This window comes from Pseudomonas sp. H1_D04 (genome assembly GCF_054683855.1).
The window spans coordinates 3,720,187-3,742,450 of record NZ_CP162826.1 but is presented as its reverse complement, the minus strand read 5'-3'; the positions used below and the strand labels follow the sequence as shown (position 1 = coordinate 3,742,450).

At 58.7% G+C, this 22,264-nt stretch carries 25 protein-coding genes and 1 tRNA gene; 15 read left to right on the top strand and 11 right to left on the bottom strand.

Going from position 1 to position 22,264, the window contains the following annotated elements:
- Positions 1-11: 11 nt before the first annotated feature.
- Both prpB and AB4N82_RS17385 read right to left on the bottom strand, forming a co-directional pair.
- Entirely contained in the window at positions 12-905 is an 894-nt protein-coding gene (gene prpB / locus AB4N82_RS17390) for a methylisocitrate lyase (protein WP_460102372.1), read from the bottom strand.
- Entirely contained in the window at positions 902-1,612 is a 711-nt protein-coding gene (locus tag AB4N82_RS17385; protein WP_032887568.1) for a GntR family transcriptional regulator, read from the bottom strand. The genes prpB and AB4N82_RS17385 overlap by 4 nt, the downstream gene beginning before the upstream one ends.
- Before the next feature lie 271 nt (positions 1,613-1,883).
- Here AB4N82_RS17385 and rloA point away from each other — a divergent pair, with 271 nt between their 5' ends.
- The 4 genes from rloA (at position 1,884) to pabB (ending at position 6,384) form a co-directional block, all read left to right on the top strand.
- Positions 1,884-2,417 carry a retropepsin-like aspartic peptidase RloA gene (gene rloA / locus AB4N82_RS17380; RefSeq protein ID WP_095185340.1) on the top strand — a complete coding sequence of 178 codons (534 nt, stop codon included), beginning with the start codon at positions 1,884-1,886 and terminating at the stop codon, positions 2,415-2,417.
- A gap of 5 nt (positions 2,418-2,422) precedes the next feature.
- A complete protein-coding gene (gene rloB, locus AB4N82_RS17375; RefSeq protein ID WP_032887564.1) occupies positions 2,423-3,955 on the top strand; it encodes an osmotic stress tolerance membrane protein RloB in 1,533 nt (510 codons plus the stop codon).
- Positions 3,955-4,941, top strand: coding sequence for an alpha-L-glutamate ligase-like protein (locus tag AB4N82_RS17370; RefSeq protein WP_122764538.1), 987 nt, complete (start codon positions 3,955-3,957; stop codon positions 4,939-4,941). The genes rloB and AB4N82_RS17370 overlap by 1 nt, the downstream gene beginning before the upstream one ends.
- A gap of 99 nt (positions 4,942-5,040) precedes the next feature.
- On the top strand, positions 5,041-6,384 hold the full coding sequence (gene pabB, locus AB4N82_RS17365; RefSeq protein ID WP_122764537.1) for an aminodeoxychorismate synthase component I: 1,344 nt from the start codon (positions 5,041-5,043) through the stop codon (positions 6,382-6,384).
- A 90-nt stretch (positions 6,385-6,474) separates the two neighbouring features.
- Here pabB and thrH read toward each other — a convergent pair whose 3' ends face one another.
- Positions 6,475-7,092: a bifunctional phosphoserine phosphatase/homoserine phosphotransferase ThrH gene (gene thrH / locus AB4N82_RS17360; RefSeq protein WP_032887558.1), complete on the bottom strand. Its 618-nt coding sequence runs from the start codon at positions 7,090-7,092 to the stop codon at positions 6,475-6,477.
- Between the two features lie 151 nt (positions 7,093-7,243).
- Between thrH and AB4N82_RS17355 the strand changes: the two genes are divergently transcribed.
- The 3 genes from AB4N82_RS17355 (at position 7,244) to AB4N82_RS17345 (ending at position 10,720) form a co-directional block, all read left to right on the top strand.
- Complete coding sequence (locus AB4N82_RS17355; protein WP_032887556.1) at positions 7,244-7,978, top strand: phosphoadenylyl-sulfate reductase; 735 nt, start codon at positions 7,244-7,246, stop codon at positions 7,976-7,978.
- A 470-nt stretch (positions 7,979-8,448) separates the two neighbouring features.
- Positions 8,449-9,978 carry an NCS1 family nucleobase:cation symporter-1 gene (locus AB4N82_RS17350; RefSeq protein ID WP_095185337.1) on the top strand — a complete coding sequence of 510 codons (1,530 nt, stop codon included), beginning with the start codon at positions 8,449-8,451 and terminating at the stop codon, positions 9,976-9,978.
- A 13-nt stretch (positions 9,979-9,991) separates the two neighbouring features.
- Complete coding sequence (locus AB4N82_RS17345) at positions 9,992-10,720, top strand: aspartate/glutamate racemase family protein (RefSeq protein WP_032887552.1); 729 nt, start codon at positions 9,992-9,994, stop codon at positions 10,718-10,720.
- 51 nt (positions 10,721-10,771) lie between these two features.
- Here AB4N82_RS17345 and AB4N82_RS17340 read toward each other — a convergent pair whose 3' ends face one another.
- Positions 10,772-11,695: a LysR family transcriptional regulator gene (locus tag AB4N82_RS17340; protein WP_095185336.1), complete on the bottom strand. Its 924-nt coding sequence runs from the start codon at positions 11,693-11,695 to the stop codon at positions 10,772-10,774.
- A 126-nt stretch (positions 11,696-11,821) separates the two neighbouring features.
- Between AB4N82_RS17340 and AB4N82_RS17335 the strand changes: the two genes are divergently transcribed.
- A complete protein-coding gene (locus AB4N82_RS17335) occupies positions 11,822-12,568 on the top strand; it encodes a 3-oxoacyl-ACP reductase family protein (protein WP_099602933.1) in 747 nt (248 codons plus the stop codon).
- Positions 12,569-12,700: 132 nt separating this feature from the next.
- Here AB4N82_RS17335 and AB4N82_RS17330 read toward each other — a convergent pair whose 3' ends face one another.
- Complete coding sequence (locus tag AB4N82_RS17330; protein ID WP_095185335.1) at positions 12,701-13,387, bottom strand: HAD-IA family hydrolase; 687 nt, start codon at positions 13,385-13,387, stop codon at positions 12,701-12,703.
- A gap of 108 nt (positions 13,388-13,495) precedes the next feature.
- Between AB4N82_RS17330 and AB4N82_RS17325 the strand changes: the two genes are divergently transcribed.
- The 4 genes from AB4N82_RS17325 (at position 13,496) to AB4N82_RS17310 (ending at position 16,025) form a co-directional block, all read left to right on the top strand.
- Positions 13,496-13,861: a DUF2784 domain-containing protein gene (locus tag AB4N82_RS17325; RefSeq protein ID WP_032887544.1), complete on the top strand. Its 366-nt coding sequence runs from the start codon at positions 13,496-13,498 to the stop codon at positions 13,859-13,861.
- Between the two features lie 54 nt (positions 13,862-13,915).
- Positions 13,916-14,494 (top strand): DUF4337 family protein, encoded by a 579-nt coding sequence (locus AB4N82_RS17320; protein WP_122754503.1) that lies wholly within the window; start codon positions 13,916-13,918, stop codon positions 14,492-14,494.
- A 92-nt stretch (positions 14,495-14,586) separates the two neighbouring features.
- A complete protein-coding gene (locus AB4N82_RS17315; protein ID WP_032887540.1) occupies positions 14,587-14,922 on the top strand; it encodes a hypothetical protein in 336 nt (111 codons plus the stop codon).
- A gap of 62 nt (positions 14,923-14,984) precedes the next feature.
- Positions 14,985-16,025: a DMT family transporter gene (locus AB4N82_RS17310; RefSeq protein WP_122764536.1), complete on the top strand. Its 1,041-nt coding sequence runs from the start codon at positions 14,985-14,987 to the stop codon at positions 16,023-16,025.
- A 57-nt stretch (positions 16,026-16,082) separates the two neighbouring features.
- Here the strand turns inward: AB4N82_RS17310 and AB4N82_RS17305 are convergent, their stop codons facing one another.
- From AB4N82_RS17305 to AB4N82_RS17285, 5 genes are all read right to left on the bottom strand, one after another.
- The gene (locus tag AB4N82_RS17305) at positions 16,083-16,472 is read right to left on the bottom strand and encodes an N-acetyltransferase family protein (protein WP_460102364.1); all 390 of its coding nucleotides are present in this window, start codon (positions 16,470-16,472) and stop codon (positions 16,083-16,085) included.
- 9 nt (positions 16,473-16,481) lie between these two features.
- Positions 16,482-17,183 carry an arsenical resistance protein ArsH gene (arsH, locus tag AB4N82_RS17300; RefSeq protein WP_122764535.1) on the bottom strand — a complete coding sequence of 234 codons (702 nt, stop codon included), beginning with the start codon at positions 17,181-17,183 and terminating at the stop codon, positions 16,482-16,484.
- A 12-nt stretch (positions 17,184-17,195) separates the two neighbouring features.
- Positions 17,196-17,666, bottom strand: coding sequence for an arsenate reductase ArsC (locus tag AB4N82_RS17295; protein WP_032887535.1), 471 nt, complete (start codon positions 17,664-17,666; stop codon positions 17,196-17,198).
- Between the two features lie 76 nt (positions 17,667-17,742).
- Positions 17,743-18,090, bottom strand: a complete 348-nt coding sequence (locus tag AB4N82_RS17290) for a metalloregulator ArsR/SmtB family transcription factor (protein ID WP_122764534.1) — start codon at positions 18,088-18,090, stop codon at positions 17,743-17,745.
- A 232-nt stretch (positions 18,091-18,322) separates the two neighbouring features.
- Positions 18,323-18,412 (bottom strand) — tRNA-Ser (locus AB4N82_RS17285).
- 319 nt (positions 18,413-18,731) lie between these two features.
- Here AB4N82_RS17285 and AB4N82_RS17280 point away from each other — a divergent pair.
- The 3 genes from AB4N82_RS17280 to AB4N82_RS17270 all read left to right on the top strand — a co-directional run bounded on the left by AB4N82_RS17280 (position 18,732) and on the right by AB4N82_RS17270 (position 21,472).
- Complete coding sequence (locus AB4N82_RS17280; protein ID WP_032887461.1) at positions 18,732-19,424, top strand: crotonase/enoyl-CoA hydratase family protein; 693 nt, start codon at positions 18,732-18,734, stop codon at positions 19,422-19,424.
- Positions 19,425-19,637: 213 nt separating this feature from the next.
- Positions 19,638-20,360 carry a lysophospholipid acyltransferase family protein gene (locus AB4N82_RS17275; RefSeq protein ID WP_095185333.1) on the top strand — a complete coding sequence of 241 codons (723 nt, stop codon included), beginning with the start codon at positions 19,638-19,640 and terminating at the stop codon, positions 20,358-20,360.
- 140 nt (positions 20,361-20,500) lie between these two features.
- Positions 20,501-21,472 carry a magnesium and cobalt transport protein CorA gene (locus AB4N82_RS17270; RefSeq protein ID WP_032887457.1) on the top strand — a complete coding sequence of 324 codons (972 nt, stop codon included), beginning with the start codon at positions 20,501-20,503 and terminating at the stop codon, positions 21,470-21,472.
- Here the strand turns inward: AB4N82_RS17270 and AB4N82_RS17265 are convergent.
- Positions 21,469-22,182: an amidotransferase gene (locus tag AB4N82_RS17265; protein ID WP_032887456.1), complete on the bottom strand. Its 714-nt coding sequence runs from the start codon at positions 22,180-22,182 to the stop codon at positions 21,469-21,471. The two genes, AB4N82_RS17270 and AB4N82_RS17265, sit on opposite strands and share 4 nt — an antisense overlap.
- Positions 22,183-22,264: the final 82 nt, after the last annotated feature.

Sequence of the window (22,264 nt, the reverse complement as noted above, 5' to 3'; positions counted from 1 at the left end):
AGACGTGTTCGTCACTTCTTCGCGGCGAACAGCGCGTCGAGCTTCTGCTCGAAGGTGTGGTAGTCGATGCGATCGTAAAGCTCCATGCGGGTTTGCATGGTGTCGATCACGTTCTGTTGGGTGCCGTCGCGACGGATCGCGGTGTAAACGTTCTCGGCGGCCTTGTTCATGGCGCGAAAGGCCGAGAGCGGATACAGCACGATGGAAACATCAGCAGATTTCAACTGTTCGGTGGTGTACAGCGGCGTCGCGCCGAATTCGGTGATGTTGGCCAGGATCGGCGCTTTCACACGGGCGGCGAACAGCTTGTACATCTCCAGTTCAGTGATGGCTTCCGGGAACACCATGTCGGCACCAGCCTCGATGCAGGCGGCGGCACGCTCCAGGGCGGACTCCAACCCTTCGACGGCCAAGGCATCGGTACGCGCCATGATCACGAAGCTGTCATCGGTGCGCGCATCCACGGCGGCCTTGATGCGGTCGACCATTTCCTGCTGGGACACGATTTCTTTATTCGGACGATGGCCGCAGCGCTTGGCGCCGACCTGGTCTTCGATATGAATCGCGGCGGCGCCGAACTTGATCATCGATTTGACGGTGCGCGCGACGTTGAACGCCGAGGAGCCAAAACCGGTGTCCACGTCCACCAACAGCGGCAGGTCGCAGACGTCGGTGATGCGGCGCACGTCGGTGAGCACGTCATCCAGGCCAGTGATGCCCAGGTCGGGCACGCCCAGGGAACCGGCCGCCACGCCCCCGCCTGACAGGTAGATCGCCTTGAAGCGAGCGCGCTTGGCCAGCAGCGCGTGGTTGGCGTTGATTGCGCCGACGACCTGCAACGGCTGTTCACTGGCGACTGCGTCACGGAAACGCTGGCCGGGTGTGCTTTTATTGTTCGAACTCATGACTCACCTCTATCAGGGGCGCCGTCCGGGAAGTGACGGGCAATGTTGCGTTTGGACGCACCGATATGACGGCGCATCAGCAGTTCGGCCAGTTCACCGTCGCGATCGGCAATCGCGTCAAGAATGCGGTGATGCTCGGCAAAAGCCTGGCGTGGACGATTGGGGGTGGTGGAGAACTGGATGCGGTACATGCGCACCAACTGGTACAGCTCGCCGCAGAGCATTTGGGTCAGGGTGCGGTTACCGGCGCCTTGAATTATCCGGTAATGAAAGTCGAAGTCGCCTTCTTGCTGGTAGTAGCCGACGCCGGCCTGGAACGCAGCATCCCGTTCGTGGGTGTGCAGCACTTGGCGCAGCTCTTCGATTTCGGCGTCGGTCATGCGCTCGGCGGCCAGGCGGCAGGCCATGCCTTCCAGAGATTCGCGGATTTCATAGAGTTCGATCAGCTCGGCGTGGCTCAGGGACACGACCCGCGCGCCCACATGGGGCACGCGAACCAGCAGGCGCTGGCCTTCCAGGCGGTGGATCGCCTCACGCAACGGGCCACGGCTGATGCCGTAGGTGCGGGCCAGTTCCGGTTCGGAGATCTTGCTGCCGGGGGCGATCTCGCCTTTGACGATGGCGGCCTGGATGCGCCGGAAAACGTTCTCCGACATCGTTTGGGATTCGTCCGACACGACTATCGGAGCTTCAGGCTGAACCAGCATATTGTCGACACCTTGAAAAGCAATGCCGCAAAAACTAGCCAATCAGACCTCGATAGTCAAAGAATAAATACACATTGTCGACAATCGTCTAATAACCCTTGTTGCACGCGCTCGGAGCATGGCCGCCTGCCAGCGGTGGCGCCAAAAAAGCATCATGTTAGAATGCCGCCGCATTTGCCTGACATCGCTTGATGAAACGGCGCACGAGGGAGTTTGCGCAGCAATGCCAGTCGCCTTGAATTGAACATCGCACTGCACCGCCTCAGGATCTATGAGACTCAAGCCCTTCCCCCTGTTTTGCCTACTGTTCATCCCCGGCCTTGGCGTTGCCGCCGAGAAGACCGTGTATGGCCTCAATGAATATGCCCAATTGGCTGGCATCGACCTTGAAGTGGCCGCCAAGCTGGACACCGGCGCCAAGACCGCCTCCCTCAGCGCCCGTGATATCAAGCGCTTCAAGCGCAACGGCGAATCCTGGGTGCGCTTCTACCTGGCCATCGACACCGCCCATTCCCACCCCATCGAACGGCCCCTGGCCCGCGTCAGCAAGATCAAACGCCGCGCCGGTGACTACGACCCCGATGAGGACAAGAACTACACCGCCCGTCCAGTGATAGCCCTGGATATCTGCATGGGCACCGCTTTACGCAGCATCGAAGTGAACTTGACTGACCGCAGCGCATTCCAATATCCGCTGCTGATCGGCTCCGAAGCGTTGAAACGCTTTGATGCGCTGGTCGACCCCAGTCTTAAATACGCAGCAGGCAAACCCGCCTGCGCCACCGACGCTCATACCGCCGAGTAAACCGAATGCGCTCTCTTACCCTGCACCTGAAAATCCTGATCGCCATCCTGGTGGTGCTGGGTATTTCGGTCACCGCCTACCAGATCTTCGTGCTGGGCATTCCTGTCACTGAGGACGCGACCGACGATTTGTGGAACATCGACGCCAAGGTCGAGTTCGTCGCCAATCCGAAGGACCCGGTGAAGATCCAGATGTTCGTGCCGCCCCTGAGCCGCGACTTCGTCAGCCTTAATGAGAGCTTTATCTCGAACAACTATGGGGTGAGCGTCAATCGTATTGACGGTAACCGTAAGGTCACCTGGTCGGCACGCCGCGCCAACGGCAACCAGACCCTGTATTACCGCCTGGTGCTGACCAAGCGTTACAGCGGTGAAAAAACCAAGATCAAAGGCCCAACGTTCCGCGATAGCATCGCGGTGGAAGGCCCGGAAAAAATCGCCGCCGAAGCCCTGCTGGCGCCGATCCGCCAGCATTCGGCCGACGTCGAAACCTTCATTACCGAAGCCATCAAGCGCACCAACAACCTCAACGACGACAATGTGAAGCTGTTGCTCGCCGGCGACCCGTCCACGCCGCACAAGGCCAAGATCGTCGAGTTGCTGCTGTCCATCGCCCACGTGCCGGTGGAAAAGGTCCACACCATCCGCCTGGTCGCCGACCAGCCGCAAACGCCCGAACTCTGGCTGCGCAGCTTTAATGGCAATGACTGGCTCTACTTCAACCCGGAAACCGGCGAACAGGGCCTGCCCAGCGACCGCCTGCTGTGGTGGACCGGCGATGAAAACCTGATCACGGTCGACGGCGGCAAGAAAGCCATGGTGACGTTCAGCCTGAACAACAGCGAAATGAACGCGATTCGCCTGGCCAAGCTGACGGATGAAAACACCGACGCCAACTTCCTCGAATACTCGCTGTACGGCCTGCCACTGCAAACCCAGCAGACGTTCATGATCATGGTGATGATCCCGATTGGCGTGCTGGTGATTCTGATCCTGCGCAATCTGATCGGCCTGCAGACCCTGGGCACGTTCACGCCAGTGCTGATTGCCCTCGCGTTCCGCGAGACGCAATTGGGCTTCGGAATCGTGCTTTTCACCATTATTACGGCACTGGGGCTGTCACTCAGGTCGTACCTGGAACACTTGAAGCTGCAAATGCTGCCGAGGCTGTCGGTGGTGCTGACCTTCGTGGTGGTGCTGATCGCGGCCATCAGTCTGTTCAGCCATAAACTGGGGCTGGAGCGCGGGCTGTCGGTGGCACTGTTCCCGATGGTGATCCTGACCATGACCATCGAACGCCTGTCGATCACCTGGGAAGAGCGCGGTGCCAACCATGCGTTGAAAGTGGCGATTGGTACGTTGTTCGCTGCCTCCCTGGCGCACTTGATTATGAGCGTGCCGGAGTTGGTGTACTTCGTGTTCACCTTCCCTGCGATCCTCCTGATCCTGGTGGGCTTCATGCTGGCCATGGGTCGTTATCGCGGCTACCGCCTGACCGAGCTGGTGCGTTTCAAGGCGTTCTTGAAGGCTGATAAGTAATGTTCGGTTTCTGGAAGACCTGGAAAGCCCTGGAAGCGCGGGGAATCATGGGCATCAACCGGCGTAACGCCGACTACGTGCTCAAGTACAACAAGCGCAGCCTGTACCCTATCGTGGATGACAAGATCATCACCAAGGAACGGGCGATCGCGGCGGGTATCCACGTGCCGGAAATGTATGGAGTGATCTCCACCGAGAAGGAAATCGACAAGCTCGATGAAATTATCGGTGGGCGCAGCGACTTCGTGATCAAGCCGGCCCAGGGCGCCGGCGGTGACGGCATTCTCGTGGTGGCCGACCGTTTTGAAGGGCGCTACCGCACGGTGTCCGGCAAGATCATCAGCCATGAAGAGATCGAGCATCAGATTTCCAGCATCCTCACAGGCCTGTATTCCCTGGGCGGCCACCGTGACCGCGCGCTGATCGAGTACCGTGTGGTACCCGACCAGATCTTCAAGAGCATCAGCTACGAAGGCGTTCCGGATATCCGCATCATCGTGCTGATGGGCTACCCGGTGATGGCCATGCTGCGGTTGCCGACCCGCCAGTCCGGCGGCAAGGCCAACCTGCACCAGGGCGCGATTGGCGTCGGTGTGGACCTTGCCACCGGCCTGACACTGCGCGGTACCTGGCTGAACAACATCATCACCAAGCACCCCGACACCACTAACGCGGTGGATGGCGTGCAACTGCCCAACTGGGACGGTTTCATGAAGCTGGCCGCCGGCTGCTATGAGCTATGCGGGCTGGGCTACATCGGTGTGGACATGGTGCTGGACCAGGAAAAAGGCCCGCTGATCCTGGAGCTCAATGCGCGGCCAGGGCTGAACATCCAGATCGCCAACGATTGCGGCCTGACCTTGCGCACCCACGCGGTAGAAGCACGACTGGAAGCACTCAAAGCCGCCGGCGTGACGGAAACCCCGGAAGAGCGGGTGACGTTTGTGCAGGAAATGTTTGGGCATATACCCCCCGTAGAAGGCTGATCCGGTCTTCGAACTGTCTATCGCCGACATCCCCTCTAGGAGCAAATCCTACAGGGGACTACAATCCCCTCCCCCGCGCCTTGGCTGATCCACCCTCGCATGTCGACCTGTTCAGTACACCCGCTGCCCTATCGGGCCAACCCCGCCGAGTATTTTGCGGCGATTCGCCATGCACCCGGCGCGGTCCTGCTCGACAGCGGCCGACCTGCTGCCGAACGCGGTCGTTATGACCTGCTCAGCGCCTGGCCCGAGGCGACTCTTGCAGTGGATCCTGACGAAAGCGGCAGCAACTTCCTGCGGCGATTACGGAAAAACCTTTCACAGTTGGGTGAAGCGAAATTGCCCGACGGCTATGAGTTGCCGTTTGCCGGTGGCTTGATCGGCTACCTGAGCTACGACTTTGGCCGGCATTTGGAACAGCTGCCGCACTTGGCGGTGGATGATTTGCACCTGCCGGATGCGCGTTTTGGACTGTATGCCTGGGCGCTGATCAGCGACCACTTGGCACAGACCAGCCAACTGGTATTTCACCCGGCGCTGGCCGATAGCGAACGGCAGCGACTGATCACGCTGTTCAGCGGTGACGCCGCCACCGCCCCTGCAACCTTCAAATTGCAGGGCCCCATGGCGCCGGATCTCAGCGTCGAGGCTTACCAGCAGGCCATTGAGCGCATCCAGGATTACATCCAGGCCGGCGACTGCTACCAGGTCAACTTCGCCCAGCGTTTTCGTGCGCCGTGCAGCGGTGATCCTTGGGTCGCCTATTGCGCCTTGCGCGAAGCCTGCCCGACGCCCTTCTCCGGATTCCAGAGCCTGCCCAATGACGGCGCGGTATTGAGCCTGTCACCGGAGCGTTTCGTGCGCATCAGCGAGCGCCAGGTCGAAACCCGCCCGATCAAAGGCACCCGCCCACGCGGTGTCACGCCTGAAGAAGACGCCGCCCACGCCACGGAACTGCTGGCCAGCCCCAAGGATCGCGCCGAAAACCTGATGATCGTCGACCTGCTGCGCAACGACCTGGGGCGCAGTTGCCGCACCGGCTCGGTGAGCGTGCCGGAGTTGTTCAGCCTGGAAAGCTACCCCAACGTGCACCACCTGGTGAGCAGCGTCACCGGCACACTGGCCGACGACAAAGACGCCCTCGACCTGATCGCCGGCAGCTTCCCTGGTGGGTCCATCACCGGCGCGCCGAAGATTCGCGCCATGCAGATCATCGACGAACTGGAACCCACCCGACGCGGCTTGTACTGCGGTTCGCTGGTGTACCTGGACGTACGCGGCGAGATGGACAGCTCCATCGCCATTCGCAGCTTGTTGGTCAAGGATGGTCAAGTGTGCTGCTGGGGCGGCGGCGGGATTGTCGCGGATTCGCAGTGGGAGGCCGAGTATCAGGAGTCGCTGACGAAGGTGCGGGTTTTGCTACAAACGCTGGAAGGGTTGTAGCAGGTAGACCTCTTGTGGCGAGGGAGCTTGCTCGCGTTGGACTGCGCAGCAGTCCCATTCCGGGGGCAAGCCCGCTCGCCACAATCCGCTTTAGAGGCTCAGCGACCGATTCGACGCCTTGATGAACTCTTTCTTCAAATCCTCAAACGTATGCACCGCCGGGAATTGCGGGAACTCGCGAATCACATTCTCCGGCGCATGGAACAGAATCCCACGGTCGGCCTCGCCCAACATGGTGGTGTCGTTGTAGGAGTCGCCAGCGGCGATCACGCGGTAGTAAAGAGTCTTGAACGCCAATACCGACTGGCGCTTGGGGTCTTTCTGGCGCAGTTGGTAGCTCACCACCCTGTCGGATTCATCGGTGATGAGGCGGTGGCACAGCAGAGTCGGGAAACCCAGTTGGCGCATAAGCGGCTGGGAAAATTCGTAGAAGGTGTCGGACAGGATCACCACCTGAAAACGCTCGCGCAGCCAGTTGACGAACTCGATGGCGCCGTCCAAAGGCTTGAGCGTGGCGATCACTGCCTGGATATCGGCGAGCTTGAGCCCGTGCTCGTCGAGAATACGCAGGCGCTGCTGCATCAGCACGTCGTAGTCAGGAATGTCCCGGGTGGTGGCCCGTAGCGATTCAATACCGGTTTTTTCGGCGAAGGCGATCCAGATTTCCGGTACCAGTACCCCTTCCAGGTCAAGACAGGCAATTTCCACAAGACACTCCTATTGGATGTTGTTAGTTGAGCGAGCAAAAGGACTGCCGAACTCTAGCCATTCAAGCTCGCCGCCGCAACGCGGAGCGGATTTTGATACCATCGCTCCCCTATAGAGCGCTCAGCGCCACTGACCTGTAGGAACCGTCCTGATGAACCAAGCCTTCGACGTCGCTGAACTCGCCGCGACTTACGCCAACAAATCCGCCCAGGACATTCTCAAGCTGGCGTTCAGCCAGTTCGGCGATGACCTGTGGATCTCCTTCAGCGGCGCCGAGGACGTGGTGCTGGTGGACATGGCCTGGAAGCTGAACAAGAACGTCAAGGTGTTCAGCCTCGACACCGGCCGTCTGCACCCGGAGACCTACCGGTTTATCGAGCAGGTGCGCGACTTCTACAAGATCGACATCGAACTGATTTCGCCGGACCAGAGCAAGCTGGAGCCCTTCGTCAAGGAGAAAGGTCTGTTCAGCTTCTATAAGGATGGTCATGGCGAATGCTGCGGCGTGCGCAAGATCGAGCCGCTGCGCCGCAAGCTTTCGGGCGTGAGTGCCTGGGCCACCGGCCAACGCCGTGACCAGAGCCCTGGCACCCGCAGCCAAGTGGCGGCGCTGGAGATCGACACCGCCTTCTCTACCCCGGAACGCACCCTATACAAATTCAACCCGCTGGCGCAGATGAGCAGCGAAGAGATCTGGGGCTATATCCGCATGCTGGAGCTGCCGTACAACAGCTTGCATGAGCGCGGTTTTATCAGCATCGGGTGTGAGCCGTGCACCCGGCCTGTGCTGCCGAACCAGCATGAGCGAGAGGGTCGTTGGTGGTGGGAAGAAGCCACGCAGAAAGAATGCGGGCTGCATGCCGGGAACATCATCAGCAAGGCCTAAGGGCTGACGCGGTTAGAAAATGTGGGAGGGGGCTTGCCCCCGATAGCGGTTTTCCAGTCAAACATAGATTGACTGACAGGCCGCTATCGGGGGCAAGCCCCCTCCCACATTTGTCTTGTGTTGAGTGTTGGAGATGTACACATACATGTAACCATCGGTGCCATTTATGTGTGCAATTCTTATTCGGCCGCACCATAACGTAACACCTCTCCCCTCCCCTCGATTGGCCTGGCGAATCGCATACTGGCAACCCAAAAATAAATAGCTGTTCAGTCGGTCAATTTATATCTCTTTAAATTCAGCTATTTATTTAACCAACCTATAAAAACGAAATTACCCAGGACTTTCATAGATCCAAAACTGGCACGCATGTGGCTTAAGGTGAATTGCGCTTTGTATACAATAAATACAAAACCTACATACACTTTGCCATCTGCCTCTTCCCGGCAGATATGCTGGAGCCTGCCGGAATGCGTACAAGCCTCTCGAACAATATCGCACTGGATCTGCCCTCCTCCGCCCTGAACCCGGACGCCGCATGCCCCGGCCCGTTAGTGCTCAGCCCACGCCTGCACAATAAAGACCTGGCGCCGACCAAGATCGAAGGCCGTCGATGGGGGCGCTACAGCATCTTTGCGTTGTGGACCAATGACGTGCACAACATCGCCAACTATTCGTTCGCCATTGGCTTATATGCACTGGGCCTCGGCGGCTGGCAGATCCTGTTATCCCTGGGGATCGGTGCGGCGCTGGTGTACTTCTTCATGAACTTGTCGGGGTATATGGGGCAAAAGACCGGCGTACCGTTCCCGGTCATCAGCCGTATCAGTTTCGGCATTCACGGCGCACAGATTCCCGCGCTGATCCGTGCGGTCATTGCGATTGCCTGGTTTGGTATCCAGACCTACCTGGCCTCAGTGGTTTTCCGCGTGCTGCTGACGGCAATTCATCCAGGGTTTGCCGACTATGACCACAACTCAATCCTCGGCCTGTCATCCCTTGGCTGGGCGTGTTTTGTGGCGATATGGTTCGTACAACTGGTGATCCTGGCCTACGGCATGGAGATGGTACGGCGCTATGAAGGCTTCGCCGGGCCGGTGATTTTGCTGACTGTGGCGTCGCTGGCCGGTTGGATGTACTTCCAGGCCGGCGGCAACATTGCCTGGTCGATCCGCGAACCGCTGAGCGGTGGCGAGATGTGGCGCAATATCTTTGCCGGCGGCGCGCTATGGCTGGCGATCTACGGCACGCTGATCCTCAACTTCTGCGACTTTGCACGCTCTTCGCCGTGCCGCAAGACCATCCTGGTCGGCAACTTCTGGGGCTTGCCGGTGAATATCCTGGTGTTTGCCGCGATCACCGTGCTGCTCTGCGGCGGCCAATTCCAACTCAATGGCCGGGTGATCGAAAGCCCGACTGAAATCATCGCGGCCATCCCCAATACCTTCTTTCTCGTGCTGGGCTGCCTGGCGTTCCTGATCGTCACCGTGGCGGTGAACATCATGGCCAACTTCGTTGCGCCAGCCTTTGTGCTGAGCAACCTGGCGCCCAAGTACCTGAACTTCCGCCGTGCGGGTCTGATCAGCGCCACCGTGGCTGTATTGATCCTGCCGTGGAACCTCTACAACAGCCCGCTGGTGATCGTGTATTTCCTCTCTGGCCTCGGCGCACTGCTAGGCCCGTTGTACGGGGTGATCATGGTCGACTACTGGCTGATCCGTAAAAGCCAGGTGGACGTACCGCAGTTGTATAGCGAAAACCCGAATGGCGTTTATTACTACAGCCGTGGGGTGAATATGCGTGCAGTGGCGGCGTTTATTCCTGCGGCCATCATCGCCATCCTGCTGGCGCTGTTGCCGGGATTTGCCAGCGTCTCACCGTTTTCCTGGTTGTTTGGCGCCGGTATTGCAGGGTTGCTGTACCTGCTGATCGCCAAGCGCCAGCCGTTCTACGCCGATGTCAGCGGCGAAAGCATTGCCGTCGATAACGTCAGTCACTGAGTAAGGACCTTCCATGCGTATCCTCGTGGTCAACGTCAACACCACCGAATCCATCACTGAAACCATCGCCCAGCAAGCGCGGGCCGTGGCCTCGCCGGGCACTGAGATTGTCGGACTTACCCCGTACTTCGGCGCGGAATCGGTTGAAGGCAATTTTGAGAGCTACCTGGCCGCCATCGCCGTGATGGACCGGGTAATGGCTTACGACCAACCGTTCGATGCGGTGATCCAGGCCGGCTACGGCGAACACGGCCGGGAAGGTTTGCAGGAGTTATTGAATGTGCCGGTGGTGGATATCACCGAAGCGGCGGCCAGCACGGCGATGTTCCTGGGCCATGCCTATTCGGTGGTGACCACCCTGGACCGCACCGTGCCGCTGATCGAAGACCGCCTGAAACTTGCCGGCCTGTACCAGCGCTGCGCTTCAGTTCGGGCCAGTGGCATGGCGGTTTTGGAGCTGGAAGAAGACCCGTTGGCTGCGATGGAAGCCATCGTGCGCCAGGCGGAACTGGCCATCCGCGAGGACAAGGCCGAAGTGATTTGCCTGGGTTGCGGCGGCATGGCCGGGCTGGATGAGCAGATTCGCCAGCGCACCGGGGTGCCGGTGGTGGATGGCGTGACGGCGGCGGTGACCATCGCCGAATCCTTGGTGCGGCTGGGGTTGTCGACGTCGAAGATCCGGACTTACGCGACGCCTCGGCCGAAGAAGGTCATTGGCTGGCCGACCCGGTTCGGCCGCTGAAAATCAAATGTGGGAGCAAGCCACCTCCCACATTTCGAGCTGCGTCTGGTTTTAGATTGCGCTGAACCGTTGCCCCAGTTTTTTTTCGGCAAACTGCTCAATGATGAAGTCCACAAACGCCCGGGTCTTGCCGGGCAGCAGTTTGTGCTCGGCGTAGTAGATGGAAATATTGCCGTCGTCGACGTACCAGTCGGGCAATACCCTTACCACCTCGCCGCTGTCGAAGAACGGCACGGCCATGGGCATGCTCACCAGCGCAATTCCCAAGCCTTGAGCGCTGGCGCGGCAGGCGGCTTCGGAGTCGCTCATGGTCATGCCGGGTTTGAGCACCAGCGGGCGGCATTCACGTTCGACACTGGTCAACTGCCAGGAACGGATACGCCCGGTTTGCGGTGAGCGGATCAGGATACCTTTGCACCGCGACAGGTCTTCGGGCTCGCGCACCGGTGGGCGTTGCGCCAGGTAACCCGGTGAAGCCACCAGCACCCGGTGCGCGGGCGTCAACTTGCGCGCCACCACGCCTTGGGGCAGTTCAAAACCGCCGCCAATCGCGGCATCAAAGCCTTGGCCGATCAGGTCCACCTGGCGGTTATCAAAATGCCAGTCCGGGCTGATATCCGGGAAACGCCGCATAAACTCCCCCAGCAGCGGCACCACATAGCGATTGCCGAACACCGTGCCCATGCTGACCTTGAGCGTACCCACCGGTCGCCCTTCGGCGCTGGCCAGGTTGGCGACGGCGTTCTGGATAGTGGTAAGGCTGGCGCTGACCTCTTCTAGAAACAGCTTGCCGGCTTCAGTCAGCGTGAGGCGCCGGGTGCTGCGCTGGAAGAGCCGCACACCGAGGCGCGCTTCCAGCTTGGCGACGCTTTTACCGACCGCCGCCGGGGTCAGGCTCAAGTGCCGCGCCGCTTCGGCAAAGCTGCCACCTTCGGCGCTGCGCACGAAGCATTCGATACTTCCAAAGCTTTCCATCACGCCCCACTCTAAACTTTTGGTTTACACAGACTATAGCAATCACGGTCTACCGGTAGGGCTGGGTGAAGTCGATACTCGGCTCCAACAACAAGGCAGCCTGCCTTGAACAGCTAGGAGATCGACATGACCACACTCAACCTCAGCGGCAAAGTCGCCTTGATTCAAGGCGGTTCCCGCGGTATCGGCGCCGCCATCGTCAAGCGCCTCGCAGCTCAAGGCGCAGCGGTCGCCTTTACCTATGTCAGCTCGGCCGCCAAGGCAGAAGAGTTGCAGAACAGCGTAATCAGCGCCGGCGGCAAAGCCCTGGCGATTCACGCCGACAGCGCCGATGCCACTGCGATCCGCAACGCGGTCAATGCCACCGTGGAAGCCTTTGGCCGCCTGGACATCCTGGTGAACAACGCTGGCGTGCTGGCCATCGCACCGCTGGAAGACTTCAAGCTGGAAGACTTCGACCAGACCTTGGCGATCAACGTGCGCAGCGTGTTTATCGCTACCCAGGAAGCCGCCAAGCATATGGGTGAAGGTGGTCGGGTGATCAACATCGGCAGCACCAATGCCGAACGCATGCCCTTTGGCGGTGGTGGCCCGTACGCGATGAGCAAAGCGGCACTGGTGGGCCTGACTAAGGGGTTGGCGCGAGATCTGGGACCGAGGGGCATCACCATCAATAATGTGCAGCCTGGGCCGGTGGACACCGATATGAACCCGGCAAACAGTGATTTTGCCGAGAGCCTGATCGGGTTAATGGCGGTGGGACGTTATGGGCATGTGGAAGAGATTGCCAGTTTCGTGGCCTATCTGGCCGGACCGGAAGCGGGGTATATCACCGGTGCCAGCCTGACCATTGATGGTGGGTTCAGCGCCTGATTTTCTGAATCCCTGCAAAAACAAATGTGGGAGGGGGCTTGCCCCCGATGGCAGAGTGTCAGCCAGCTCAATGGTGACTGACACTCTGCCATCGGGGGGAAAACCCCCTCCCACATTTTTTACCGAGTAAGGTCAGGAGATTGGCGGCAAGCCATAGGCCGCCAGGTCAAAGTCCGCAAGCTTGCGGATGATCTGGTCGGCATGCTGGTACTTGCTGTCGGCCATGGCTTCGTCGGGCACGGCGATGGCGGTCATATGGGCGGCCTTCGCAGCCGTTACACCAAAGGGCGAATCCTCGAACACCAGGCAATCTTCAGGGGCAACGCCCAGGCGGCGTGCAGCGGTGAGGAAAATATCCGGCGCGGGTTTCGCGGCGCCAACTTCGGGGTCATCTGCGGTAACGATGGTCCCAAACAGGCTAAACCACTCGCGGTGCAACGTGGTTTTGTGGCCAAACGAATTGCGCGACGAACTGGTGCCCACGGCAATCGGAATGTTGTGTGCCTTCAAGTGCCGAACCAGCGCCTCGGCACCGGGCATGCCCAGGGCCTTTGGAAAGCGCTCGCTCATCAACGGTTCGCGAATTTCCAGAAACTGCGCCGGTGTGATCGGCAAGTCCAGTGCCTTGACCACGTAATCGGCCAGGTCCTGGGCGCCACGGCCAATAATATGCTGCTTGATCCCCCAATCATAAGTACGACCGTAGCGCTCGGCGATGATCTGCGTGACTTCGGTGTAGATGCCTTCTGTATCGAGCAACAACCCGTCCATATCGAAAATCACAGCCTTGATCGGGGCAACGGTACGTGGCGAATTCATCACAACAGATCCTTGGGAGGAAGGACTAAAAGGATTCAGCACAATAACGGTCCCGCTTACCTGCGGGCAACCCTTAGACTACGCCCTCCCCTTTTTGAAGCGCGCACAATGCTCTACCGTCTAGCTGCCGACAGCCTCGTGCTGTTTCACCTGTGTTTTATCCTGTTCGTATTATTCGGCGGGCTGCTGGCCCTTAAGTGGCGGCCGGTTATCTGGCTTCACTTGCCCGCTGCCGCGTGGGGCGTGGCCGTCGAGGTCTTTCACCTGCCGTGCCCACTCACGCGCTGGGAAAACTTGCTTCGCCATCTCGCCGGTCAAGACGGCTACGGCGGCGGATTCATCGAACACTACATTCTTACGCTCATCTATCCGGCTGGCCTGACTCCGCAGATTCAACTGGCGCTGGGTGCATTGGTGTTAGTGATCAATATCGCGGTGTATACGCGGCTGATTCGGCGTTACGTACAGCCTTGAGACAGCCGCACGGGTGAAGAATCAGACTCCCTCAGTCCCTTCATAGCCGCCGCCATGTCCGAAGCCTTCGAAGTCCCCAGCCCCCACGAAAAACACATCGAACACACCACCGAACATGCCCACGCAAGAGGAGACCGTTTCGCCAGCCGAATCGCCGTCATGACCGCGCTGATGGCCACTCTCGGCGCCATGCTCAGCTACCAGGCCGGTTCCACCGAAAGCGAAGCGGCGATGGACAAAAACAACGCGGCCATCATCAAGACCGAAGCTGCCAACCAGTGGAACTACTACCAGGCCAAATCCAGCCGCCAAAACCTGGCGGAGCTGGCCACCCATATTCCCGGCGTAGACGCTGCGCATTACAAGGGCGAGATCGAGCGCTACAAAAGCCAGAAGGAAGACGTGCGCCAGCAGGCAGAAAAGCTTGAGGCCACCTCGCGGGAATGGGATGAAAAATCAGAACAGGCGTTGCACCAGCACCACCGCTGGGCCCAGGCGATGACCGCGATTCAGATCGCGATTTCGCTGGCGGCAATTACGTTGCTCACAAGGAAGGAGTGGTTGAAGCGCATGGCGTATACGGCGGCGGGTGTGGCGGTGGTGTTAGGCAGCCTGGCGTGGTTGCACATCTGACGACGGGAAGATTGATTTCAATCCCCTGCCGGGGCGATTAAAGTACGCCCCCCGAGAATTGAATCTCGGGCTTTAGTCCATGGAGTTTCCCAGTGAAGTACATCAGTAAAGTGGTTGCAGCAGCCGTTCTCGGTTTCACGCTTGCAGGCTGCACCGGCACCGCCATCAAATCCCCGCAATACGACAGCAGCCAATACACCGTCCTGGGCCACAGTGAAGCCAGCGCCACCGGCATTATGCTGTTCGGCGTGATCCCGATCGGCCAGAACAGCCGTTTCGTGCGCGCCCAGGATGCCGCCATCAAAGCAAAAGGCGGCGATGCGCTGATCAACACCCAAGTGCAGGAAAACTGGTTCTGGGCCTGGGTCCTCAGCGGTTACACCACCAAGATTTCCGGTGATGTGATCAAGCTGAAAACCGCGCAGTAAATCCGCTCGGGCTTTCACCTGAGCCCGCGACGTATCATGGGCCACCCTTTCGAGGATGACCCATGAACCTCAGTATCCTCTACGCACTCGCCGCCGCCGCCCTGTTCGGCGCCAGCACCCCGCTCGCCAAAAATCTCGGCCTGGGCCTCTCGCCCGTGCTGCTCGCCGGCCTGCTCTACCTCGGCAGCGGCGTCGGTCTCGCCGGCGTGCGCCTGATCCGTGATCGTGGCTGGAAACCCAGCGGACTGACCTCATCGGAATGGCCCTGGCTGCTCGGCGCCATCGCATTCGGCGGCATCCTCGGGCCTGTCGCGCTGATGTTCGGCCTGACCCGCACGGCCGGCGCAACCGCCGCCCTGATGCTCAACCTGGAATCAGTGCTGACCGCCGTCATCGCCTGGGTCGTGTTCAAGGAAAACGCCGACCGTCGCATCGTCCTGGGGATGATCGCCATCGTGATGGGCGGCGTGGTGTTGTCATGGGCCGACGGCGGTGGCACGAGCCATGACTGGACGGGGCCGCTGGCGGTTGCCGTGGCGTGCCTGTGCTGGGGGATTGATAACAACCTGACGCGCAAAGTGTCTCCGTCGGACGCGCTGTTTATCGCCGGGGCCAAGGGGTTGATTGCAGGGCTGGTGAATGGCGGGTTGGCGCTCTATCTCGGAGCGCAAATCCCGGGTATGGCGCAGCTGACGCCTATCTTGCTGGTTGGTTTTCTGGGCTATGGCATCAGCCTGGTGATGTTCGTGCTGGCGCTGCGCGGACTGGGCAGTGCACGCACGGGAGCCTATTTTTCTACCGCGCCGTTTCTGGGTGCCGCGATTGCGGTGCTGATGTTGGGTGAGTCAGTGACATTGGCTTTCTGGATTGCATCGGCGTTGATGGCCATGGGCGTTTGGCTGCACCTGACGGAACGGCATGCCCATAATCATCAGCATGAGGCCATGGAGCACGGACATCGGCATGTGCATGATGAACATCACCAACATGAGCATGGGTTTGAGTGGGATCCGGCTGAGCCCCATAGCCATGTGCATGTGCACAGTCCGCTGAGGCACAGCCATGCGCATTTTCCGGATGTGCATCATCGGCACAGGCATTGAGGGGCGATGGGCATGGCTCTGAGACCAACATACGCCCGATCGGCTGGCTTTTATCCGCTAACTCAAGGTGCCAATAGCCCACATCGTGCCACTGACCGAGCTTATAACCGACTTGAGGATAGGTACCGATGTGTTGGAAGCCAAACCGCTCATGCAACTTGACGCTGCCTGAATTGGGCTGAGAAATGCCAGCATAGGCCGGACAATAGCCCTGCCGAACCAGAAGCTCGGTGCTGACTTGCATAAGCATATGCCGACCACCTTGCCTTCTCGAACCGCCACCAGATATGGATAGATCCGCAGCGTTAGCTCAATGCGCTGCTGTATCTCTTCAATACTAGGCGGCACCTCTTCAAAGGAAATAGCCGAGCCGGTCACTACCGAGGCATAGATAGCCTGGATGGCAACAGCATCTCCAAGCCGTACCGCTCTGATTTCAATGGACATTGATTGAACTCAGATTGAACGCTGGTTCACGCGCGCCATGAGCTGTTCCGCGCTTTCCTTGCGTTCCGAGTAACGATCCACCAAAAACGCCTTTTGGTCACGCAGCAACAGGGTGAACTTCACCAGTTCCTCCATCACATCGACCACGCGATCGTAAAAAGCAGAAGGCTTCATTCGGCCTGCCTCGTCGAACTCCATATAGGCTTTCGGTACAGAGGATTGATTGGGTATCGTGAACATGCGCATCCAGCGACCCAGTACCCTCAACTGATTAACCACATTGAAGGACTGTGAGCCACCACAGACCTGCATCACGGCTAGGGTCTTTCCCTGGGTGGGGCGAACAGCGCCGAGTTCAAGAGGCACCCAGTCGATCTGCGCCTTGAACACCGCTGACATCGCCCCATGCCGTTCTGGTGAACACCAGACCTGACCTTCCGACCACAACATCAGATCCCGCAGTTCCTGCACCTTAGGATGATTCACCGATGCGTCGTCGGGCAGTGGCAGCCCACTAGGATTGAACACACGGGTTTGCGCACCAAAGTGCTCCAGTAAACGCGCAGCTTCTTCGACGAGGAGACGGCTGAAAGAGCGCTCGCGGGTCGACCCATACAGCAAGAGAATTCGAGGCTTTTGATCTTTCGGGCGAGATGCAATCTGCAGGGGGTCGAACAGAGAGAGGTCTAGGTTGGGCAGTTGCTCTGACATATGTCCTCCTTCTCAGTGTTTGCTGATTTGATCCAGCTCGCGTTTGAGTTCATCGCGGCTGAGGCTGTTGAAGGGAAGCGCAAAGAACGCTTTACAGCGTTTTTCGATGCAAGCGAGCGTGGCTCGGAAAGCGGCATCAACTTCTTCTTCGCCCCCCATCACATCGGAAGGATCTTCCAGGCCCCAATGAGCTTTCACGGCTGGGCCGAAATACACCGGGCAAGACTCACCTGCTGCCTTGTCGCATACGGTAATGACGATATCCGGAGGGTTATCTTCGAAGGCTTCGTTGCCCTTGCTGCTCAAGCCTTCGATGGAAATGCCCGACTGGGTCAAAGTAGTCAAACTGCGAGGTAGCACCTGCCCCTTGGGAAAGCTTCCGGAGCTCACCGCTTTGAAACCCTCCGGCGCCAGGTGGTTGAACATGGCTTCTGAAAGAATGCTTCGGCAGCTGTTGGCCGTGCACATGAACAAGACTCGCATTAATTGCTCCTTCCACTCTTCGCGGACATTAAACACTTAGGCGCAGCGCCAGCTTCGATAGGGTTAACAGTTGGGATTAGCAGCAGGCAACATCGCGGACAGGGCGTCCATCCATATTCTGTAGGCGGGAAGTGTCGCCCTGCAGCCAGTGAACGTTGGCTCGTAACGTCACTTGCAGGATCTCGTGCACCCAGCTGGGAAGGTCCGGATTTAAGTGGTAGTAAACCCAGAGTCCCTGCCGACGATCCAGCAGGAGACCACTGCTGCGTAACTGTGCGAGGTGACGGCTGATCTTCGATTGGCTGTCGCCGAGAGCGCACATCAGTTCGCAGACGCAGAGTTCTCCTTGGGAGGCAATTAGCAAAGTAGCGCGTGCGCGAGTTTCCTCTGCAAGGCTCTTAAACACTTCTGGAGGCGTAATCATGTGGGCCGCTTGCTATATGTGAATAACCGAATATACGGATACACACATGTTTAAAGCAAGCTATCGATCGGGTGGGTTTCTTCAGGGCGATGGGAACCGTACGTAGGACCTTCGTGAGCGCCCATACGAGATGACCCTGTCGCAAACCCGCTAACGAGGCTTTTTTTGAACGCCAAAAACCACAAACCCCCGACTTTCTCTAGTAAAATCAGTGGTTTGTGTTTGTAGAATATGGCGGTGAAGGAGAGATTCGAACTCTCGATACAATTTCTTGTATACACACTTTCCAGGCGTGCTCCTTAAGCCACTCGGACACTTCACCGTATCTCGTCAAACCAGTTCAGTCTGTCGAGGCGCGCTAATGTAGTCGAAAGCCTTTCTGATGGCAAAGGTTTTTTTGAGAATTTTCATGCGGTTAGACGGTTATACCGGAATGGGTCCGCGGGAGGACGGTGATTATGCCAATCTCGGGGAGGGTTCAGAGGGTCTTCGCTGGGTACTGTGCCCGGCTGCAGGCCATTTTCGACCAGGGATACGGGAAAAGGCTGACTGGCCAGTCAGTCATTGCGCTTTACCGGAACGGGCGTGGTGGGTAACGTCTGCTGCATTCTTCTATAACAAGTCCTACAAGGAACCGCGTCATGAGTGAGTTGATTGCCTACCACCTCGAAGACGGTATCGCGACCCTGACCTTGAGCAACGGCAAGGTGAATGCCATTTCTCCAGATGTTGTCAGTGCGTTCAATACAGCGCTGGACCAAGCCGAGAAAGATCGGGCGGTGGTGGTGATCACCGGCACGCCGGGGATTTTGTCGGGTGGTTATGATTTGAAAGTGATGACGGCAGGCCCTAAAGAGGCCATCGGCCTGGTCACGTCGGGCTCGACGTTGGCGCGTCGTCTGTTGTCGCACCCATTCCCGGTAATTGTGGCGTGCCCTGGGCATGCCGTGGCCAAGGGCGCGTTTCTGTTGCTGTCGGCCGATTATCGGATTGGGGTGGAAGGCCCGTTCAGCATCGGCCTGAATGAAGTGGCAATCGGCATGACCATGCACCACGCAGGGATCGAGCTGGCGCGGGATCGTCTGCGCAAGTCGGCGTTCCACCGCTCGGTGATCAATGCCGAGATGTTTGACCCGCAGGGCGCGTTGCAGGCCGGTTTCCTCGACAAGGTGGTGGCGCCTGAAGAACTGCACGCAGCGGCACTGGAAGCGGCGCGCCAGTTGAAGAAGATCAATATGAATGCCCACAAGCACACCAAGTTGAAAGTGCGTAAAGCGCTCCTGGAAGCCTTGGACGATGCAATTATCCAGGATCAGGGCCACAACCTGAGCTAAGTCCCTACACCTGCTGTGCCAGAGCCCGACCTTGTGTCGGGCTTTTTCTTACACGTAAATCCGAAACGCCCCTAGCCGCTCTAGCCAGCCAGTGTCGGCACATGTTGAAACATACGCTTAAACATCGCCTATCTCCGACCTCTACCTGGGTAATTGCCGAAGTCAGTGCACATCCGTACACTGCGCCACCTTTTGTCCCGATAGGCCGTGTCGATGCTTTTTCTGCTGCGTATGTTGTTGATGGGCCTGCACTTTATGGTGGCGGGTGTGCTCGGGGTTTTTCTAGGTATCTGCCGGCCGTTCAACCCGGACAACAGCCGCCTGTGCGCGCGCCTGTATGCGCTGCCCGCGATGCGCATCTTGCGATTGAACGTGAAGGCCGATGTCGACTCGCTGCGCAACAAGCCCGGCACCTGCGTGGTCATCGCCAACCACCAGTCCAACTATGACCTGTTCGTGGTGGGCACTGTAGTGCCCCATCGCACAGTGTGTATTGCCAAAAAGAGCCTGAAATGGGTGCCGTTGTTCGGCCAGTTGTTCTGGCTGGCAGGCAATGTGTTGATCGACCGCGGCAATGCGCACAAGGCGCGCCGTGCGATGCTGACCACCACCCATACGCTGCAACACAAAGACACGTCGATCTGGGTGTTCCCGGAAGGCACGCGCAATCTGGGCAAGGGCCTGCTGCCGTTCAAGAAAGGCGCGTTTCATATGGCGATTGCGGCGGGTGTACCTATCGTGCAGGTGTGCGTCAGCAATTACGTCGTTCATATGAAGCTTAATCGCTGGAACAGTGGTGATGTGCTCATACGTTCTTTGCCACCCGTTCCTACAGCCGGGCTGACAGCGAATGACGTCCCTGCGTTGATGCAGGCGTGTCAGGCGCAGATGGATGCATGCATTGCAGAACTGGACCGCGAAGTGCAGTCCGCCTGAACACGTTATTTGGGCGCTCCTTCCCCATCGCGAGCAACCTCGCTCACCACACAAAGCTCGCCGCAACGACGTCTACAACGGAACGCCATTCAAGCTAAGCTGCCCAACATCTGTCCTCCAAACAAGAAGTGATCAGCACCATGGGTAGAGTTGTTGCGGCCGCCGTCTACAGCGCCGGTAAGAAAGTCTCTGATATCACCCTTGATGAAGGCGCCGCCTGGGCCGCCAAGCCCGGGCATTTTGTGTGGATCGGCCTGGAAGAGCCCGATGCCCAGGAGCTGGCCAACCTGCAGCGCCAGTTCAACCTGCATGAACTGGCCATCGAAGACGCCCTGGAAAAACACAGCCGCCCCAAGCTCGAAACCTTCGGCGATGCGCTGTTTATCGTCACCTATTCACCGGTGCGCGAGAACGGCAAGCTGGAGTTTATCGAAACCCATATCTTTGCCGGCACCGGCTATATCATCACCGCCCGCAACGGTCACTCAGCGTCCTACGGCTTTGTGCGCCAACGCTGTGAGGCGCGCCCGCTGTTGCTGGAGCATGGGGAAGATTTCGTACTCTATGCGTTGCTGGATTTCGTCACTGAAAACTACCAGCCGGTCAGCGAGGCGATCCACGCCGAGATCGATGAACTGGAGCGCAACGTACTGTGCAGTTCACTGAGCGAACGCGATATTCAGAAGATCCACGGTCTGCGCCGCGATGTGCTGCGGCTCAAGCGGTATGTGGCGCCGATGGTGGAGATCAGCCAGGAGTTGCAGAAGCTGAGCTTCCCGTTTATCGACAAGAACATGCGCCCTTATTTTCGTGATGTGCAGATCCACGTGACACGGCAGATGGAGGACCTCACCACCCTGCGCGACATCGCCAGCCAGACGATCGAAATCGGGGTGTTGCTGGAGGCGTCACGCCAGAGCGTGGTGCAGCGCAAGTTTGCCGCGTGGGCGGCGATCCTGGCATTCCCCACCGCGGTGGCAGGGATTTATGGGATGAACTTCCAGAACATGCCCGAGCTGCAATGGCACTATGGCTATTTTGCGGTGCTCGGGTTTATTGCGGTGGGATGCACCAGCCTGTGGGCCAGTTTCAAACGCTCGGGCTGGCTTTAAGCTTTGTGCGCCACAAACCGCATCATCCATTCCGCCACGGTGGCGCCGTGGTGGTCGCGCTCCAGGCTGGCGACACCATTCGTGTAAACCGTTTCCCCGAGGGTTGTCTGAAGAATCTCCAGCAACTCGCGCGAATAGTCGTGGATAAATTCCGGGTGGCCTTGGAAGCACAGCACCTGGTCGCCAATGTGATACGCCGCGAACGGGCAAAAATCGCTGGAGGCGATGACCGTGGCATTGTCCGGCAAGCTGGTGACTTGGTCCTGGTGACTGATCAACAGCGTCAACTCAGGCACCTCAGGGCTCATCCACGGGGCCTTGGCATCGAGTTTGTAGTCATGAATGCCCATGCCCCAGCCTTTGCTGGCGCGCTCAGTCTTGCCGCCGAGCAGCAATGCCAACAACTGGTGACCGAAGCAGATACCGAGCAATTTGTCGCCACGCTCATAGCGCTGCAGCAAGTAGGTCTTGAGGGTCTGGATCCAAGGGTCGGTACCGAAGGAATCGGCCTTGCTGCCGGTAACGAGGTAGGCATCAAACACTTCATCGTCTGACGGATATTCGCCCTGCACCACGTTGTAAACCACAAACTCGGCAGCAATCGGCTGCTTGGAGAACAGGCGCTTGAACATCTGCCCGTAACCTTGGTACTGATCGATCAAGCCTGGACGCAGGATATCGGTTTCCAGGATGCAGACGCGTAGCGACATAAAAAATACCTGACACGGCGATGGGAATATTGAACACCCAGAGCCTGCCTTGAAACACCCCTTCAAGGCAAGCCCCTCCATT

Bases quoted from the DNA above. Each gene is read 5' to 3' on its own strand.
- AB4N82_RS17330 (WP_095185335.1), bottom strand. From the start codon at position 13,387: ATGAATTCGCCACGTACCGTTGCCCCGATCAAGGCTGTGATTTTCGAT.
- arsH (WP_122764535.1), bottom strand. From the start codon at position 17,183: ATGTCAGAGCAACTGCCCAACCTAGACCTCTCTCTGTTCGACCCCCTG.
- AB4N82_RS17305 (WP_460102364.1), bottom strand. From the start codon at position 16,472: ATGTCCATTGAAATCAGAGCGGTACGGCTTGGAGATGCTGTTGCCATC.
- AB4N82_RS17295 (WP_032887535.1), bottom strand. From the start codon at position 17,666: ATGCGAGTCTTGTTCATGTGCACGGCCAACAGCTGCCGAAGCATTCTT.
- AB4N82_RS17310 (WP_122764536.1), top strand. From the start codon at position 14,985: ATGAACCTCAGTATCCTCTACGCACTCGCCGCCGCCGCCCTGTTCGGC.
- AB4N82_RS17345 (WP_032887552.1), top strand. From the start codon at position 9,992: ATGCGTATCCTCGTGGTCAACGTCAACACCACCGAATCCATCACTGAA.
- rloA (WP_095185340.1), top strand. From the start codon at position 1,884: ATGAGACTCAAGCCCTTCCCCCTGTTTTGCCTACTGTTCATCCCCGGC.
- AB4N82_RS17385 (WP_032887568.1), bottom strand. From the start codon at position 1,612: ATGCTGGTTCAGCCTGAAGCTCCGATAGTCGTGTCGGACGAATCCCAA.
- AB4N82_RS17275 (WP_095185333.1), top strand. From the start codon at position 19,638: ATGCTTTTTCTGCTGCGTATGTTGTTGATGGGCCTGCACTTTATGGTG.
- AB4N82_RS17265 (WP_032887456.1), bottom strand. From the start codon at position 22,182: ATGTCGCTACGCGTCTGCATCCTGGAAACCGATATCCTGCGTCCAGGC.
- AB4N82_RS17340 (WP_095185336.1), bottom strand. From the start codon at position 11,695: ATGGAAAGCTTTGGAAGTATCGAATGCTTCGTGCGCAGCGCCGAAGGT.
- AB4N82_RS17325 (WP_032887544.1), top strand. From the start codon at position 13,496: ATGCTCTACCGTCTAGCTGCCGACAGCCTCGTGCTGTTTCACCTGTGT.
- AB4N82_RS17370 (WP_122764538.1), top strand. From the start codon at position 3,955: ATGTTCGGTTTCTGGAAGACCTGGAAAGCCCTGGAAGCGCGGGGAATC.
- AB4N82_RS17320 (WP_122754503.1), top strand. From the start codon at position 13,916: ATGTCCGAAGCCTTCGAAGTCCCCAGCCCCCACGAAAAACACATCGAA.
- prpB (WP_460102372.1), bottom strand. From the start codon at position 905: ATGAGTTCGAACAATAAAAGCACACCCGGCCAGCGTTTCCGTGACGCA.
- rloB (WP_032887564.1), top strand. From the start codon at position 2,423: ATGCGCTCTCTTACCCTGCACCTGAAAATCCTGATCGCCATCCTGGTG.
- AB4N82_RS17355 (WP_032887556.1), top strand. From the start codon at position 7,244: ATGAACCAAGCCTTCGACGTCGCTGAACTCGCCGCGACTTACGCCAAC.
- AB4N82_RS17290 (WP_122764534.1), bottom strand. From the start codon at position 18,090: ATGATTACGCCTCCAGAAGTGTTTAAGAGCCTTGCAGAGGAAACTCGC.
- AB4N82_RS17280 (WP_032887461.1), top strand. From the start codon at position 18,732: ATGAGTGAGTTGATTGCCTACCACCTCGAAGACGGTATCGCGACCCTG.
- AB4N82_RS17270 (WP_032887457.1), top strand. From the start codon at position 20,501: ATGGGTAGAGTTGTTGCGGCCGCCGTCTACAGCGCCGGTAAGAAAGTC.
- AB4N82_RS17350 (WP_095185337.1), top strand. From the start codon at position 8,449: ATGCGTACAAGCCTCTCGAACAATATCGCACTGGATCTGCCCTCCTCC.
- pabB (WP_122764537.1), top strand. From the start codon at position 5,041: ATGTCGACCTGTTCAGTACACCCGCTGCCCTATCGGGCCAACCCCGCC.
- AB4N82_RS17335 (WP_099602933.1), top strand. From the start codon at position 11,822: ATGACCACACTCAACCTCAGCGGCAAAGTCGCCTTGATTCAAGGCGGT.